At 74.5% G+C, this 16381-nt stretch carries 14 protein-coding genes; 11 read left to right on the forward strand and 3 right to left on the reverse strand.

Features of this window, described 5'->3' with window-relative positions; genetic code table 11:
• Window positions 1-11 precede the first annotated feature (11 nt).
• Window positions 12-713 (forward strand): TetR/AcrR family transcriptional regulator, encoded by a 702-nt coding sequence (locus ACFWMZ_RS21715; protein WP_383172301.1) that lies wholly within the window; start codon window positions 12-14, stop codon window positions 711-713.
• 246 nt (window positions 714-959) lie between these two features.
• Here the strand turns inward: ACFWMZ_RS21715 and ACFWMZ_RS21720 are convergent, their stop codons facing one another.
• Window positions 960-1424 carry an Lrp/AsnC family transcriptional regulator gene (locus tag ACFWMZ_RS21720; RefSeq protein ID WP_383172299.1) on the reverse strand — a complete coding sequence of 155 codons (465 nt, stop codon included), beginning with the start codon at window positions 1422-1424 and terminating at the stop codon, window positions 960-962.
• Between the two features lie 204 nt (window positions 1425-1628).
• Between ACFWMZ_RS21720 and pdhA the strand changes: the two genes are divergently transcribed.
• The 10 genes from pdhA (at window position 1629) to ACFWMZ_RS21770 (ending at window position 13485) form a co-directional block, all read left to right on the forward strand.
• Window positions 1629-2843: a pyruvate dehydrogenase (acetyl-transferring) E1 component subunit alpha gene (pdhA, locus tag ACFWMZ_RS21725; protein WP_383172297.1), complete on the forward strand. Its 1215-nt coding sequence runs from the start codon at window positions 1629-1631 to the stop codon at window positions 2841-2843.
• Entirely contained in the window at window positions 2840-3913 is a 1074-nt protein-coding gene (locus ACFWMZ_RS21730) for an alpha-ketoacid dehydrogenase subunit beta (RefSeq protein ID WP_383172295.1), read from the forward strand. Before pdhA ends, ACFWMZ_RS21730 begins: the two co-directional genes overlap by 4 nt.
• On the forward strand, window positions 3913-5376 hold the full coding sequence (locus tag ACFWMZ_RS21735; RefSeq protein WP_383203514.1) for a dihydrolipoamide acetyltransferase family protein: 1464 nt from the start codon (window positions 3913-3915) through the stop codon (window positions 5374-5376). Before ACFWMZ_RS21730 ends, ACFWMZ_RS21735 begins: the two co-directional genes overlap by 1 nt.
• Window positions 5377-5996: 620 nt before the next feature.
• Window positions 5997-6872, forward strand: a complete 876-nt coding sequence (locus ACFWMZ_RS21740; RefSeq protein WP_383172291.1) for an NTP transferase domain-containing protein — start codon at window positions 5997-5999, stop codon at window positions 6870-6872.
• The gene (locus ACFWMZ_RS21745) at window positions 6869-8638 is read left to right on the forward strand and encodes a molybdopterin-binding protein (protein WP_383203517.1); all 1770 of its coding nucleotides are present in this window, start codon (window positions 6869-6871) and stop codon (window positions 8636-8638) included. Before ACFWMZ_RS21740 ends, ACFWMZ_RS21745 begins: the two co-directional genes overlap by 4 nt.
• Window positions 8635-9741, forward strand: coding sequence for a potassium channel family protein (locus ACFWMZ_RS21750; protein WP_383172287.1), 1107 nt, complete (start codon window positions 8635-8637; stop codon window positions 9739-9741). The genes ACFWMZ_RS21745 and ACFWMZ_RS21750 overlap by 4 nt, the downstream gene beginning before the upstream one ends.
• Before the next feature lie 280 nt (window positions 9742-10021).
• Window positions 10022-11002: an NAD(P)H-quinone oxidoreductase gene (locus tag ACFWMZ_RS21755; protein ID WP_383203520.1), complete on the forward strand. Its 981-nt coding sequence runs from the start codon at window positions 10022-10024 to the stop codon at window positions 11000-11002.
• A gap of 476 nt (window positions 11003-11478) precedes the next feature.
• Window positions 11479-11865, forward strand: a complete 387-nt coding sequence (locus ACFWMZ_RS21760) for a hypothetical protein (protein ID WP_383172282.1) — start codon at window positions 11479-11481, stop codon at window positions 11863-11865.
• A gap of 249 nt (window positions 11866-12114) precedes the next feature.
• The gene (locus tag ACFWMZ_RS21765; RefSeq protein ID WP_383203523.1) at window positions 12115-12918 is read left to right on the forward strand and encodes a hypothetical protein; all 804 of its coding nucleotides are present in this window, start codon (window positions 12115-12117) and stop codon (window positions 12916-12918) included.
• 18 nt (window positions 12919-12936) lie between these two features.
• Window positions 12937-13485 (forward strand): bacterial proteasome activator family protein, encoded by a 549-nt coding sequence (locus tag ACFWMZ_RS21770; protein WP_383172278.1) that lies wholly within the window; start codon window positions 12937-12939, stop codon window positions 13483-13485.
• Window positions 13486-13625: 140 nt separating this feature from the next.
• Here the strand turns inward: ACFWMZ_RS21770 and ACFWMZ_RS21775 are convergent, their stop codons facing one another.
• Both ACFWMZ_RS21775 and ACFWMZ_RS21780 read right to left on the reverse strand, forming a co-directional pair.
• Entirely contained in the window at window positions 13626-15131 is a 1506-nt protein-coding gene (locus ACFWMZ_RS21775; RefSeq protein WP_383203526.1) for an MFS transporter, read from the reverse strand.
• Complete coding sequence (locus tag ACFWMZ_RS21780; RefSeq protein WP_383203529.1) at window positions 15128-16366, reverse strand: M20 family metallopeptidase; 1239 nt, start codon at window positions 16364-16366, stop codon at window positions 15128-15130. The genes ACFWMZ_RS21775 and ACFWMZ_RS21780 overlap by 4 nt, the downstream gene beginning before the upstream one ends.
• Window positions 16367-16381 lie beyond the last annotated feature (15 nt).

Here is a 16381-nt window from a genome sequence, read left to right on the forward strand (position 1 = left end):
GGATCGCGGGCATGACAGCACACCAGGGCGGCGGCTCGCCGAGCGCGGCCACGGCCGGGCAGCGGGGGCGGGGCGCGGGGCGCGGGGCACGGAGCGGGCGCGACACGTACACGCCGCAGACGCTGCTCTCGGTGGCGGTGCGCGTCTTCAACGAGCGCGGCTACGACGGCACCTCCATGGAGCACCTCTCGCAGGCCGCCGGAATCTCCAAGTCCTCGATCTACCACCACGTCTCCAGCAAGGAGGAGTTGCTGCGCCGCGCCGTCAGCCGCGCCATCGACGGGCTCTTCGCCGTCCTGGACGAGGAGGGCGCGGTCACCGGCCGCCCGCTGGAGCGCGCGCAGTACGTCACCCGCCGCACCGTCGAGGTGCTCGTCACCGAACTCCCTTACGTGACCCTGCTGCTGCGGGTGCGCGGCAACACCGACACCGAACGGTGGGCGCTGGAGCGGCGCCGCGAGTTCGACCACCGGGTGGCCGGGCTCTTCTCGGCGGCCGTGGAGGAGGGGGAGCTGCGGGACGACGTCGAGGTGCGGATGGCCACGCGGTTGTTGTTCGGGATGATCAACTCTGTGGTCGAGTGGTATCGGCCCGAGGGGGTGCCTCGGGCCGGGGATCAGGGGTCGCCCTACGAGGAGGGGCCCGTCGGCAGTGGGGCCGACGTTGCCGACGCGGTGGTGCGGATCGCCTTTGCGGGGCTGCGGGCGGCGTAGGGACCTGGTGGTCGGCTGGGGGTGCTTGACGCGGTCCGGCCGACCGGCCTCAGCCTGGCCGGTGGTTGTCCGGCCGACCGATCTCAGCCTGGCCGGCGTTTGAGGCCGTCTCTGACGTGGGGGCCTCAGTCGCCGGTCTGGCTGCGAGGGTGGCTGTGGCCGCTCCAGCCACTGTCAAAGATGGCCTCAAGCGCCGGCCGCGGTGGGGTCGGCCGCGCTGGAAGGTCGGCCGACAGGCCTGCCCGCTCACCCGTCGGGAGGCAGCTCCTCCTCCTCGAACACCAGCAGTGTCCTCGTCGAGAGGACATCGGGCATGGACTGGAGGCGGGTGAGGACCAGTTCGCGTAGGGCGCGGTTGTCGGGGGCGTGGACCATGAGGAGGACATCGAAGTCGCCGCTGACCAGGGCTATGTGGGCGGCGCCGGGGAGGCGGCGGAGCTCCTCGCGGACGGTGCGCCAGGAGTTCTGGACGATTTTGAGGGTGATGTACGCGCAGGCCCCCTGCCCGGCGCGCTCATGGTCGACGCGCGCGCCGAAGCCCCGGATGACGCCGTCGTCCATGAGGCGGTTGATGCGGGCGTAGGCGTTGGCCCGGGAGACGTGCACGGTGTCGGCGACCGACCGGATCGAGGCGCGGCCGTCCGCCTGGAGCAGTCGGAGGATGTTCCGGTCGACGGCGTCCAGCGGCCGCGGCTCCGTGTGCTCGGCCATTCGTATCGCTCCCCACTCCCGGCGGGCCCGCCCTATGGACGACCTGTGCCCAACCCGTACCGCGCAGAACCGTTCGTCCACATCCTGAGGTCGCCTGTAGCCAAAATGCCTTGTCGACCGAACAATCGGTAGGTGAGGCGCGTCACAGCACGCCGTGCGGGCGCGCCGTCCCTGTGTGACTGTTCGTGACGAGGAGGAGGCGACGTGTCGAAGAAGCGGCAGAGTACGCCGGTCGTCGACCGGCGCCGGCGCACCGGCCCGGAAGACGCACCCGAGGCGGCGGGCCACACCGCCACGCCGCCCGCCTGGCGCCCGCGCGTCGACCCCGGGCCGCTGCTGCCCGACGAGTCGCCCTTCCGGGTCCTCGGGACGGACGCGGCCGGGGACGTCGACCCCGCCCTCCTCAAGCGCCTCCACCGCGAGCTGGTACTGGGCCGCCGCTACAACACGCAGGCCACCGCCCTCACCAAGCAGGGCCGCCTCGCCGTCTACCCCTCCTCTACCGGGCAGGAGGCCTGCGAGGTCGCCGCCGCACTGGTCCTCCAGGAGCGCGACTGGCTCTTCCCCAGCTACCGCGACACGCTCGCCGCCGTCGCCCGGGGCCTCGACCCGATGGAGGCGCTCACGCTGCTGCGCGGTGACTGGCACACCGGGTACGACCCGCAAGCCGTACGGATCGCGCCGCTCTCCACGCCGCTCGCCACCCAGTTGCCGCACGCGGTCGGCCTCGCCCACGCGGCGCGGCTCAAGGGCGACGACGTGGTGGCGCTGGCCATGGTCGGTGACGGCGGGACCAGCGAGGGCGACTTCCACGAGGCGCTCAACTTCGCCGCCGTCTGGCAGGCGCCCGTCGTCTTCCTGGTGCAGAACAACGGCTTCGCGATCTCGGTCCCGCTCGACAAGCAGACAGCCGCCCCCTCCCTCGCCCACAAGGCCGTCGGCTACGGCATGCCGGGCCGCCTGGTCGACGGCAACGACGCGGCCGCCGTCCACACCGTCCTCGCCGAGGCGGTACGCCGGGCCCGCGAGGGCGGCGGCCCCACCCTGGTCGAGGCGATCACGTACCGCGTCGACGCCCACACCAACGCCGACGACGCCACCCGCTACCGAAGCGCCGACGAGGTCGAGGCATGGCGCGCCCACGACCCGGTGGAGCTGGTCGAGGCCGCGCTGCGGGCCCGCGGGCTCGCCGACGAGGACGAGTTCGCGGCGGTCCGCGAGGACGCCGAGAGGTTCGCCGCCTCCCTCCGCGAGCGGATGAACGCCGACGCCGAGCCGGCCCCCGCCGACCTCTTCGCCCACGTCTACGCCGAGCCCACCCCGCAGCTGCGGGAGCAGGCCGCGCAACTGCGCGCCGAACTCGACGCCGAAGCCGCCGCCGAGCAGGACACCGCCGCCCACGGGGAGGAACTCCGATGACCGCCTCCGCCCCCGAGACGACCGGGACGTCCGGGAAGACCGGGTCCGCCGACGCGCGCCCGGCCCGCCGCACCAAGGCGGCCAAGCCCGCCACCATGGGCCAGGCCATCGGCCGCGCCCTGCGCGACGCCATGGCCGAGGACGGATCCGTCCACGTGCTCGGCGAGGACGTCGGCACGCTCGGCGGCGTCTTCCGGATCACCGACGGCCTGGCCGCCGAGTTCGGCGACGACCGCTGTACGGACACCCCGCTCGCCGAGGCCGGAATCCTCGGCACCGCCGTCGGCATGGCCATGTACGGCCTGCGGCCGGTGGTGGAGATGCAGTTCGACGCGTTCGCCTACCCGTCATTCGAGCAGCTCGCCTCGCACGTCGCCAAGATGCGCAACCGCACCCGGGGCGCCATGCCCCTGCCGATCACCATCCGCATTCCCTACGGCGGCGGGATCGGCGGCGTCGAGCACCACAGCGACTCCTCCGAGGCGTACTACATGGCCACGCCCGGCCTGCACGTGGTGACCCCGGCGACCGTCGAGGACGCGTACGGGATGCTGCGCGCCGCCATCGCCTCGGACGACCCGGTGGTCTTCATGGAGCCGAAGCGGCTCTACTGGTCGAAGTCCGACTGGTCGCCCGAGGCGCCGACCGAGGTCGAGCCGATCGGGCGGGCCGTGGTCCGCCGCACCGGCACCGACGCCACCCTGCTGACCTACGGGCCCTCGCTGCCGGTCTGCCTGGAGGCGGCCGAGGCCGCGCGGGCCGACGGGCGGCAGCTGGAGGTGGTGGACCTGCGGTCGCTGGTCCCCTTCGACGACGAGACCGTCTGCGCCTCGGTGCGCAGGACGGGGCGGGCCGTGGTCGTCCACGAGGCCGTCGGTTTCGGCGGGCCCGGCGCGGAGATCGCCGCCCGCGTCACCGAGCGCTGCTTCCACCACCTGGAGGCGCCCGTGTTGCGGGTCGCCGGATTCGACATCCCCTACCCGCCGCCGATGCTGGAGCGGCACCACCTGCCCGGCGTCGACCGGGTCCTCGACGCCGTCGAGCGGTTGCAGTGGGAGGCGCGGAGCTGATGGCCGAGGTCAAGGAGTTCAAGCTGCCCGACCTCGGTGAGGGACTGACCGAGGCGGAGGTCGTGCGCTGGCTGGTGGAGGTCGGCGAGGTCGTCACCGTCGACCAGCCCGTGGTCGAGGTCGAGACCGCCAAGGCGATGGTCGAGGTGCCCTGCCCGTACGGGGGCGTGGTCACCGCGCGGTTCGGCGAGGAGGGCGAGGAACTGGCCGTCGGGGCGCCGCTGCTGACCGTCGCGGTCGGAGCGGCCGGCACCGTCGGTGCCGGGGGCCCGCCGGCCGGCGGTACGGACGCGGACGTGACCGGCGCCCAGGCGCCCGACGCGGCTGAGGACGAGGACGCGGGGGAGACCTCCGGGGCCGTCCTGGTCGGGTACGGCACGGGGGCGCCGCCCGCCCGCCGCGGACGCGTCCGGCCCGCTCAGGGCACGCCCGGCGCTGTCTCCGCTCCCGCGCCGGCGCCGAGCACCGGCTCGGTGAACGGTGTGGCCTCCGGGTACGGGCGCCACGCGGTCACCCCCGACGTGCCGGGGCGGGACGCCACCGCGCCCTCGACCGGCCCGGTGCCGGTCATCTCCCCGCTGGTCCGGCGGCTGGCCCGGCAGAACGGGGTCGAGCTGCGGACGCTGACCGGGTCGGGGCCCGACGGGCTGATCCTCCGGGCGGACGTGGAGCGCGCGATCGGCGCGGGCGCCAAGCCCTCGGAGGTGGCCGCGGCACCCGCAGAGCAGGCGGCATCGGCCGTCGCGGCGGTGGCCGCCGACGCGGGCGAGGTGCGGATTCCGCTACGCGGGCTGCGCGGGGTCGTCGCCGACAAGATGAGCCGCAGCCGCCGGGAGATCCCGGAGGCGACCTGCTGGGTCGACGCCGACGCCACGGAACTGCTCGCCACCCGGCGGGCGATGAACGCGGCGGGCGGGCCGGACGCCCCGAAAATCTCGCTGCTGGCGCTGCTCGCCCGGATCTGCACCGCCGCGCTGGCCCGCTGTCCCGAGCTGAACGCCCGGGTCGACACCGAGGCCCGCGAGATCGTCCGGCTGGAGCGGGTCCACGTCGGCTTCGCCGCGCAGACCGACCGGGGGCTGGTCGTGCCCGTGGTGCGCGACGCCCACACCCGCAGCGCCGAGTCCCTCAGCGAGGAACTGGCCCGCCTCACCGCCTCGGCCAGGGCCGGGTCGCTTACCCCCGGGGAGCTCACCGGGTCCACCTTCACGCTGAACAACTACGGCGTCTTCGGGGTCGACGGCTCCACACCGATCATCAACCATCCCGAGGCCGCGATGCTCGGCGTGGGGCGCATCATTCCCAAGCCGTGGGTCCACGAGGGCGAGTTGGCCGTCCGGCACGTCACGCAGCTCTCCCTCACCTTCGACCACCGGGTCTGTGACGGTGGGGCGGCCGGGGGGTTCCTGCGGTACGTGGCTGATTGTGTGGAGCAGCCGGCGGTGTTGTTGCGGGGGGTGTGAAGGGGTGGGCTGCGCCGCTTGGCCGGGGTGTGGCCTCAAGCGCCGGCCGGGCTGAGTTAGGGGGCGGTTGGCTGGGGGCCCTTGGGTTCCGGCGGGCCGGGGTGTGGCCTCAAGCGCCGGCCGGGCTGGGGTGGCCTCAAGCGCCGGCCGGGCTGGGGTGTGGCCTCAAGCGCCGGCCGGGCTGGAATTGGGCTGAGGTGTGGGCCTACGCCCGCCGGGCTGGGTGGGCTGGGGTGTGGCCTCAAGCGCCGGCCGGGCTGGATGTGGGCTGCGGTGTGGTCGCAAGCGTCGGCCGGGGGGGTGTCGTTTCAAGCGTCGGCGGGCTGGGATTGGGGGTGGGGTGTGGGCTCCAGTGCTGGTCGGTTGTGGGTGGGCTGGGGGGCGGTCCGGTGTGGTTCAGCCCTGGTCCGGGGTCGTGGAGGGGCGGGCCGGGGTGGGTGAGGTTGCGTGGTTGCGGCTTCAGTGGGGCTGTTGTTTGGCAGGGCCAGTCGGCGGTGGGGGCGGAGGGGTGCGGGGCGGGCCCGCGCATACTCGGGGGCATGGTCATTGGGTCTGGGGATGTCGCTCGCGCCGAGGTGGGCTGTGCGCGGGCTGGGAGCGGGGGCGAAGCGTCCGCCGCGGTGGTGGCGTTCGATGCCGTGGTGCTTGCCGGGGGTGGGGCGCGGCGGCTCGGGGGTGCTGACAAGCCGGGGTTGCGGGTCGGGGGGCGGGCGTTGCTCGACCGGGTGCTCGCCGCCTGCGGTGGGGCGGTGACCACGGTGGTGGTGGCGGAGCCTCGGACGGTTTTCCGGGAGGTGGTGTGGGCTCGGGAGGAGCCTGCGGGCGGGGGGCCGCTCGCCGCGCTGGCGGCGGGGGTGCGGGCTGCCGGTGGCGGGGACGGGCCCGGCGCCGTGGTCGTACTCTCGGCGGACCTGCCGTTCGTGGACGCGGCGGCCGTACGCGCCCTGCTCGGGCGGCTCGCGGAGAGTGAGGCGGACGCCGTTCTGGCCCGGGACGCCGAGGGCCGGGACCAGCCGCTGGTCGGCGCCTATCGCAGAGCCCCGCTGGCCCGGGCACTCGACCGGATCCACTCCGAGGAGGGCGACCTGACGGGGCTTCCGCTGCGGCGGCTGACCTCCCGTCTGAACCTGGCCCACCTGGCCGAGGCGCCGGACGCGCCGATCTCGTTCGACTGCGACACCTGGGGGGACCTCGCGGCGGCCCGGGCGCGGATCAGGGAGCATGGACACGTGTTGGATGAATGGATCTTGGCAGCCAAGGAAGAACTCGGTATCGACCTGGACGTCGACATCCGCCTTCTTCTCGACCTCGCCCGCGACGCCGCCCACGGCGTCGAGCGCCCCGCGGCCCCGCTGACCACCTTCCTGGTGGGGTACGCGGCGGGCCGTGCGGGCGGCGGGCCCGAAGCGGTGGCCGAGGCGGCCCGCAAGGCCGCCGACCTCGCCGAGCGCTGGGCGGCCGAGGTACCGCCCGAGCCCGGGGCAGGCACCGGATGAGCGGCGGCCCGGCCCCCGACCCGGACGGCTTCGACAGCCTCCTCGCCCTGGTCAACGACGCCTCCGCGCGCCGCACCCGCGACGAGCCCGCCCCCGCTCCGTACGACCAGGAGGCCGACGGCCAGACCGGTGACGTGCCGCGGGGCGCCGCCGACGGGCCGGTGGACGCCCGCGCCTCCGCCGACCAGGCCGTTCCCGAGGCCGGGGCCCCCTCCGCCCGGGCCGGATGGCCCGCCGAGTACGGGCCCGAGCCGCCCGGCCAGGCGAGCCCGCCCCGGCCCAGTGGCCCGGGTGGCGGCGCACGGTCGTACGCGGCTCCGGACGGGGAGGGGGGCGAGCGGGCGGCCACCGGGTCGGGCCGCACGGCGACCGCCGTGGCCGACAGTGGTGCGGCGGCGGGCCACCGAACGGGCGGTGCCAGGCGCGAGAGCCACGCCGTGACCGCCTGGTCCGAGGCCGTACAGGTGGCCGGGCGGGCCGGGCAGGCCGTCCGGGAGCGGACCGCCGGGGCACGGCCCGCGCTGGAACTCCCGCCCGCCGACGCGCTCGGGCTGGTCCTGGCGCGGCCGCTGGCCGCCCTCACCGATCTGCCGCCCTTCGACACCTCGGCGATGGACGGCTGGGCGGTCGCCGGTCCGGGCCCCTGGCAGGTCCGTCCCGACGGCGTGCTGGCCGGGCAGTCGGGCGAGGCGATGGCCGACGGGGAGGCGGTGCCGATCGCCACCGGCGCCCGGGTCCCGCGTGAGGTGACCGCCGTCATCCGCACCGAGCACGGCCACCTCGACGCCCACGGTCGGCTCCACCCGCGGCACGAGGTGATCCAGGGTCAGGACATCCGTCCGCGCGCCCAGGAGTGCCGCACCGGTGACACTCTGCTGCCCGCCGGGAGTGCGGTGACCCCGGCGGTTCTGGGGCTGGCGGCGGCCGCCGGGTACGACGCGCTGGCGGTCCACGCCCGCCCCACCGTCGATCTCTTCGTCCTCGGCGATGAACTGCTCACCTCGGGACTCCCCGAGGACGGCCTGATCCGCGACGCCCTCGGCCCGATGCTGCCGCACTGGCTGCGGGTGCTGGGCGCGGAGGTCCGCACGGTGGAGCGGCTCGGGGACCGGCCCGATGCGCTGGCCAGGGCCCTCGCCGCCTCGGAGGCCGACCTCGTCGTCACCACCGGCGGGACCGCCTCGGGGCCCGTCGACTTCGTCCACCCGACGCTCGACCGGCTCGGCGCCGAGCTGCTGGTCGACGGCGTCGCGGTCCGGCCGGGCCATCCGATGCTGCTGGCGCGTACCGCTCCCGGCCAGCACCTGGTCGGCCTGCCCGGCAATCCGCTCGCCGCCGTCTGCGGGCTGCTCACTCTCGCCGTCCCCCTGCTGCGCGGCCTTGCCGGTGCGCCGCTCCGGCAGCGGCCGGCGGCGGGACGTACCCCCGGCGGCGGTGTCCTCCCGGACGTGTACGAGACTCGCCGGGTGCAGCTCTCCACCGACCCGCTCGCGGCCACCGCGTCGCCTGGCACCGCGACCACGGTTTCCGCCCCGACTGCCATCCTGGACACCCCCACTCAGGGGCACCCGTCCGACACCCGGCTGATTCCGGTGCGGGTGGAGGCGGGACAGGCGCGGGCACTCAGCTTCGGCGGTCCGGCGATGCTGCGCGGCGTCGCCACCGCGGACGCGCTGGCGGTGGTGGGCCCCGGCGGGGCCGAGGCCGGAGACCTGGTGGAGCTGCTGGCTCTGCCGTGGTCGGGTGGGGGCGGCGGTTTCACGTGAAACTGCCCGGCCAGGACGCCATGGCGCGGGACGCGGACGAACACCTCGTCACGCACCGCGTGAAACTGCCGCACCGCGTCGTCGAACGTCCGCTCCTCCAGGTGGCCAAGCGCCTGTCGATGGCGCTCGTCGTCCTGATGATCACCGTCCTCATCGTCTACCTGGACCGCGACGGTTACGGTGACAACGCCGACGGCTCCGTCGACTTCCTCGACGCCTTCTACTACGCCACCGTCACGCTCTCCACCACCGGCTACGGCGACATCGTGCCGGTCAGCGACAGCGCGCGGCTCATCAACATCCTCGCCGTCACCCCTCTGCGGGTCGCCTTCCTGATCATCCTGGTCGGCACCACGCTGGAGGTCCTCACCGAGCGGACTCGGGAGGAGTGGCGGCTGAACCGCTGGAGGTCCTCCTTGCGCGAGCACACTGTCGTCGTCGGCTTCGGCACCAAGGGCCGGTCGGCGATCCAGACCGTGATCGCCTCCGGGCTCTCCAAGGAGCAGATCGTCATCGTCGACCCCAACGAGAAGGTGATCGACGCGGCGGCCGCCGAAGGGTTCGTCGGGGTCGTCGGCGACGCCACCCGTAGCGATGTCCTCCTCCGCGCCGAGGCGCAGAAGGCCCGCCGGATCATCATCGCCACCCAGCGCGACGACACCGCCGTCCTGGTCGCCCTCACCGGCCGCCAGCTCAACCGGGGCGCCAACATCGTCGCCGCGGTCCGCGAGGAGGAGAACGCTCCGCTGCTCCGCCAGTCCGGCGCCGACGCCGTGATCACCAGCGCCAGCGCGGCCGGACGACTGCTCGGCCTCTCCGTGCTCAGCCCCAGCGCCGGCACGGTGATGGAGGACCTGATCCAGCAGGGCAGCGGCCTCGACCTGGTCGAACGCCCGGTGATAAAGGCCGAGGTGGGCAAGACGCCCCGGGAGACCGGCGACCTCGTGGTCAGCGTCCTGCGCGGCCACCGCCTCATGGGCTACGACGACCCGGCCATCGGCACCCTCCAGCTCACCGACCGGGTGATCACCATCATCCACAACAAGCCCGGGACGACCCCGGTCCGCCCCACGGCGGCGGGGCCGAAGCGCCCGCTGCCGTGAGTCGGCCTGCGGCTCGCGCTCTGTGGCCTGTCCCCCGGGCGCGGGCCAGGACATGTTTCACGTGAAACGTCGCTCAACGCCCACAAGCTCTTAAGCCGGATGAAGCTGCCGAACCCGTGCCGAGCCGCGATGTTTCACGTGAAACATCGCGAGAAGCGGAGTCGCCGCCTTTCGATGGATGTTTCACGTGAAACGTCCGCCCGGCTTCGTCTCAAGCCCCGGCGCGGCGTGGGCCCGTCGGGCAGCCGGGACCGCCTCCCACTGGCGTAGCCTCGCGGCTATGCATGCGATCACGATCCCCGAACCCGGCGGACCCGAGGCCCTGGTCTGGGCCCCTGTCCCCGACCCGGTGCCCGGCGAGGGCGAAGTGCTCGTCGAGGTCGTCGCGGGCGCCGTCAACCGAGCCGATCTGCTTCAGCGGCAGGGCTTCTACGACCCGCCGCCCGGCTCCTCCCCCTACCCCGGCCTGGAGTGCTCCGGCCGTGTCGCGGAGCTCGGCCCCGGTGTCTCCGGGTGGTCCGTGGGCGACGAGGTGTGCGCCCTGCTGTCGGGCGGCGGGTACGCCGAGAAGGTGGCCGTTCCGGCGGGCCAGCTCCTGCCCGTACCGGCCGGAGTCGACGTGAAGACGGCGGCGGCCCTGCCGGAGGTGGTCTGCACGGTCTGGTCCAACGTCTTCATGGTGTCGCAGCTCCGGCCGGGCGAGACGCTGCTGGTGCACGGCGGGGCCAGCGGTATCGGGACCATGGCGATCCAGTTGGCCAAGGCGGTCGGTGCCAAGGTCGCGGTGACCGCGGGGTGTCAGGAGAAGCTGCGGTTCTGCGGCGAGCTGGGCGCGGACTTCCTGATCAACTACCGCGAGCAGGACTTCGTGGAGGAGATCCGCGAGGTCACCGCCGGCGCGGGAGCCGACGTCATCCTCGACATCATGGGCGCCAAGTACCTGGACCGGAACGTGCAGGCGCTCGCCACCAACGGGCGGCTCGCCATCATCGGGATGCAGGGCGGCATCAAGGCGGAACTCAACATCGCCACCCTCCTCAACAAGCGGGGCGCCGTCACCGCCACCTCGCTCCGAGGTCGTCCCGCCTCCGAGAAGGCGGCCATTGTGTCCGCCGTGCGGGAGCATGTGTGGCCGCTCGTCGACTCCGGGCGCGTCCGGCCGATCGTGGACCGCGAGGTGCCCATGCGGGATGCGGCTGTCGCGCACCAGGTCCTGGAGGAGAGCAGTCACATCGGCAAGGTGCTGCTCACCACCGGGTGAGCCTTGGCCGGCTGCGCTTGGGGTGAGGGGTGGGGTGGCCTCAAGCGCCGGCCGGGCTGGATTTTGGCTATGGGCTGTGCTCCCCGGCGTCGGCTGGGTTTGGGGTGTGGCCTCAAGCGCCGGCCGGGCTGGATTTTGGCTGGGCATGGGGTGTGGCCTCAAGCGCTGGCCGGGCTGGATTTTGGCTGGGCATGGAGTGTGGCCTCAAGCATCGGCCGGGCTGGTTTTGGCTGGGCTGGCCTCTTCCGCGTCGGCTGATGGGGGTGAACTGTGGCCTCAAGCGCTGGCCGGGCTGAGTTTTGGTCGAGCTGATTTCTTTGCTGGGTGGTGGATGACGGGCGGTCATGCCGTGGCTGTCGCAGGGCTGTTGCCTGGGCGCGTTATCGTCCACGTCGGCCGCGGGGTGACCGCACCGGTGGTTCGGTGGGCTCGGCGGGATGGCGACAGGTGGCGGGACGATCGTGGGGAGAGCTGGCATGCATCCAGCAGCCGTTGAACGGGACTTTCAGGCCCAGGCGGGCCGCCTCCAGGGCTGGGGGTTGGCGTCGCTGGTGGTCGCCGTGGTCGGCTGGGGGTGGGCCGCCTGGCAGGTGTTCGTGCCGCATGGGGTGGACGGGAGCTCCGAGAGCTGCGTGCCGCCGGCTTTCGCGGACCGCTCGGACCGGTACCGCGATCCGTCGATGATGAACGACGAGGACCGGCACGAGCGGCAGTGCGCGACCGCCCGTGACTGGACGACGCCGGTCACGCTCCTCGTCGTCTCCGTCCCCGCCTTCGCCGCCGGTTCCGGTCTGCTCGCCGCGGGCTGGACGATGGAGCGCACCCGCCGCCTCACCACCGATCTGGAGCGCGCCACCGGCTGACGCCCGCCCGGACTCGGGCACCGTCCGCACAGGCGGCGCCCCGCTCACCCGTACGCGGGGCTTGGGGGCGGAAGCGCTGGGTAACCGAGATGCCGGGGTGCGGGGCCCGTGTGACGCTGGTTCCGTCGATCGATCCATGGGGGCCGGGGCAGTACGGCTCAGGCCCGTGGGCGCGGTCGTCTTCCCGGACGGCTCAGCGACCCGGCTCCGACAGGGGGCAATGACGTGATCACCGGCGAGAACCGGCGCGTGCCCGCACGGCGTACCGCGCTCCCCGCACTCCTGCTCACCGCCCTGGCTCTGCTCGCCGTCCCGGCGGACCCCGCACTCGCGGCCCCGCCCGCCCGGCCCGACCCCGGCCCCTCCACCGTGGGGAACGCGGCCGGTGCCGGACGGGAGCGGCCTGGCCGCACCGACCCGGGGGCTCCCTGGGGTCGGTCCCCCGGCTTCGGCGAGAGCGAGACCGCGGGCCGGACCGGCATGCTCGGCCACCCGCGCGACGCCCACCGCCACGACCCGGGTACGGAGTCAGCCCTGCCGCAGGACCACCACCCCCTCGGCATGCTGGACCCGCCGAGGCCCCCTGCCCGCCCGGCTCCGCCGGACCGTACGCCGAGCCCCGAGGCCACCCCGGACCTTCCCGGAGCCGCCGTGGACCCCACCGGGCAGCTCCCGGGGGTCGAGGCGGTGCCGCGGGAGCCGGAGGCGGCCGCCTCTCCCTCGGCGCCGCCCTCGCCCTCGCCGCACCCCCGGGAGCACCGGCGGGAGCCCGCGCAGTCGCTGCCCGCGCCCCACGGGGAGACGGCGTACCGGGCAGCCCCCCACACCTCGCCGGTCGTCCCGCGCGATCAGGGCGCCGACGCGGGGCCCACCGAGGAGGACGCCGCGTCGGACGTCGCCGAGGCGCCGGGCACCGGGCAGAGCACCGAGCAGCGGGCGATGGCCCGTACCTCGGGGCGTTCCCTGCACACGCTGCCGCTGGGCGGGGGACTGATCATGGTCGGGCTCGGCCTCGGCCTGGTCTTCGTCGCCCTGCGCGTGCGTCGGATCTGAGTGCGACAGAATGGGGCCATGGAGATGCCCAGGAACGAACGGTCGTCACGCTCGACGGAGAACCCGCAGGTCCTGATCGTGGGAGAGGACGGGATGGCGCTGGGCGGCGGCGACGACGAATCCACCGAAGTGCCGGTGACCGAGATGGTCGAGCAGCCCGCGAAGGTCATGCGCATCGGCAGCATGATCAAGCAACTGCTGGAGGAAGTGCGCGCGGCTCCTCTCGACGAGGCGAGCCGGAACCGCCTCAAGGACATCCACTCCAGCTCCGTCAAGGAACTGGAGGACGGCCTCGCCCCCGAACTGGTCGAGGAGTTGGAGCGGCTCTCGCTGCCCTTCACCAACGAGGCCACCCCGAGCGACGCGGAGCTGCGCATCGCCCAGGCGCAGTTGGTCGGCTGGCTGGAGGGCCTCTTCCACGGCATCCAGACCACGCTCTTCGCCCAGCAGATGGCGGCCCGTGCCCAGCTGGAGCAGATGCGCCGCGCACTGCCGCCCGGCGTCGCCCCCGAGGAGGCCGACGGCGCCTCCCCCGCCGCCGGCCGCACCGGAGGCCCGTACCTCTAGGCCACGGCCACCGGGTCCCTGGCCCACCGGGTCCCTGGCCCACCGGGTCGTCGCCCCCGCCGAGGGCCGCCCGACCGCCGTCCCGCACGGGACGCAGCCGGGCGCCCCGGCCCGGGCCCGCCCCCCGCCTTACGCCCCGCTCAGCGGGCGGATTCCGCCTGAATCGCCGAGGCGACGGGCGCTGCCGGGCCGTCCGCCCCCGTGCCCTCCGAGCGCCGGGCGACCGCCACCCCGGCCACCGCGCCCAGGCCGCAGACGGCGCACACCAGCCAGAGCACCAGGTAGCCGGACTCGCCCGGCGTGTGGGAGCCGGCCGGGGTGAAGGCGCCGAGGACCGAGGCGGCGGCGCCGCCCGCGACCGCGCCGCCGACCGTCTTGACGTTGTTGTAGAGCGCCGAGGCGACACCGGTCCTGGCGGGGTCGGTCGCCTCCACGATCACCGTCGGCATCGCGCTGAGCGCCGCCCCGATGCCCGTACCGCAGACCAGCAGCGCCACCACGACCTGCGTCACGCTGCCGTGGGCGGCCGCCAGCGCCAGGAACCCGGTGGTCATCAGGGCGAAGGAGAGCGCCAGCGTCCCCCGGTAGCCGAGCCGCCGGGCGATCAGCGCCGTCCCGGACGAGGTGAGCAGCGCCGCGACCGTGGCCGGGAGGGTGACCAGGGCGATCTGCAGGGCGGAGAGCCCGAAACCGTAGCCGGTCTCGGCCGGGTCGGCGGCGAGGAAGGTGGTGTTCGGCGACTGGCTGCCGAAGTACATGACGCCGAAGAAGAACGAGACCAGGTAGAAGGGCGCCACCCGGCGCCCGCGCATCGCCCGCAGGTCCACCAGGGGCTCCGCCCGGCCCAGCTCCCACCGCACCCAGCAGACGCCGAGCACCACGCTGACCAGCAGCGGCCCCAGCACGGCCGCCGAGAGCCAGCTCCCCTCCTCGGCACGCGACACCCCGCCGAGCAGCGCCAGCAGCGTCAGGCCCAGCAGCACCATCCCCGGCCAGTCGGCCGAGCCGCCCGCCCGGGCCCGGGTCTCGGGGACCCAGCGCATCGAGACGGGCACGCAGACCAGGGCGAAGACGGCGGGCAGCAGCAGGACCACGGTGAGGTCGTCGACCGCCTTGGCGACCGCGCCCATCACCACGGCGCCGATCAGGCTGCCCAGGGTGAGCGCGCCCACCAGCCGGGCGATGGCGCTGCGGGCGCGGTCGACCGGGAGCCGGTCGCGGACCAGGGCGATCTCCAGCGGCAGCAGCGCCACCAGCGCGCCTTGGAGGACGCGGCCGAGCAGCAGCACCGTGAAGTTCGGGGCGAGCGCCACCAGGAAACTGCCCGCCGCCACGCAGACGAGGGCGATCCGCAGCATCAGCCGGCGGCCGCGCAGGTCGCCGAGCCGGCCGAAGACCGGCACCAGGACGGCACCGGAGAGCAACTGCACCGAGATCACCCAGTTCAGCGCCGAGTCGGAGACTCCGTGGTGGTCGCCGAGGGCGGGCAGCAGCGGGGTGATGCCGGTCTGGAGGAAGCCGCTCATCAGCTCGAACAGCACGAGGACGCCGACGACGGCGCCGACCTTGAGCTCCCCCGGCCCGGCCCCCGGCGCCGCGTCGGCCACGCCGCCCTTGTCCACCGGCGGAACCCCGCCCGCGCTCACGCCCCGTCTCCCGCCGCGTGCCGGTCCAGCGCGCCGACGGCGAGCGCGGCGAGCAGCGCTGCCTGGTCGCCGAGGACCGCGTCGTCGAAGACGGCCTGTGCCGAGTGGTTGACCGGGGCGGTGGCGAGGTCGGCCCCGGGCGGGCAGGCGCCCACGGCGAGGAAAGCGCCGGGGACCTCCTCCAGCACGCGGGAGAAGTCCTCGGAGCCGGAGACCGGGCGCTCCCCCTCGACCACCCGGTCCGTCCCGAACAGGCCGGCGGCGGTGGAGAGGGCGAACGCGGCCTCCTCCGGCGGGTTGACGGTGGCCGGGTACTGGCGCGCGTACTCCACGTCCACCGTGACGTCGTGGGCGAGCGCGATGCCGTGCAGGGTCCGCTCCACCAGCCGCTGCACCTGGTCGCGGGCGGTCTCGGAGTAGGTCCGCACGGTCGCTTCGAAGCGGGCCTCGGACGGGACGACGTTGCGGGCCGTCCCCGCGTGCAGGGAGCCGACGCTGACCACCGCCGGGTCCTGCACGTCGATCTCGCGGGCGACGCGGGTCTGGAGCGCGGTGACCATCTCGCAGGCGGCCACCACCGGGTCCCGGGTCAGATGCGGCATGGAGCCGTGGCCGCCGCGCCCGGTCACCGTGACGTCGAAGGCGTCGCTGGCCGCGAGCATCGTGCCGGGGCGGGTGGTGACCATGCCGAGCGGCAGCCGCGTCGAGAAGACATGCAAGGCGTACGCGGCGACGACGCGCTGCCCGGCCGCCTCCAGCACGCCCTCCTCGATCATGAGGGCGGCCCCGTCGCAGCCCTCCTCACCCGGCTGGAACATGAACACCACGTCCCCGGCCAGTTCCGTCCTGCGCGCCGCCAGCAGCCGCGCCGCGCCGACCAGCCCGGCGGTGTGCAGGTCGTGACCGCAGGCGTGCATCGCCCCGTCGGTCCGGGAGGCGTACGGCAGTCCCGTCTCCTCCTGGACGGGCAGGGCGTCCATGTCGGCGCGGAGCAGGACGGCGGGGCCCGGCCGGCCGCCGCGCAGGACGGCGGTGACCGAGCTGAGCGCCTTGCCGCGGGTGACCTCCAGGGGCAGTCCCGCGAGCGCGTCGACCACGGCCGCCTGGGTACGGGGCAGGTGGAGGCCGATCTCCGGCTCGCGGTGCAGGGCGCGGCGCAGCCGTCGGAGGTCGGTGAGCGTGGCCGGTTCGGCGGGGGAGCCCGGGGCGGCGGGGGAGTCCGTGAGATGCGTCATGGCCGGTATCGTGCG

This window comes from Streptomyces sp. NPDC058373 (assembly GCF_042723275.1).
Classification (GTDB): Bacteria; Actinomycetota; Actinomycetes; order Streptomycetales; family Streptomycetaceae; genus Streptomyces.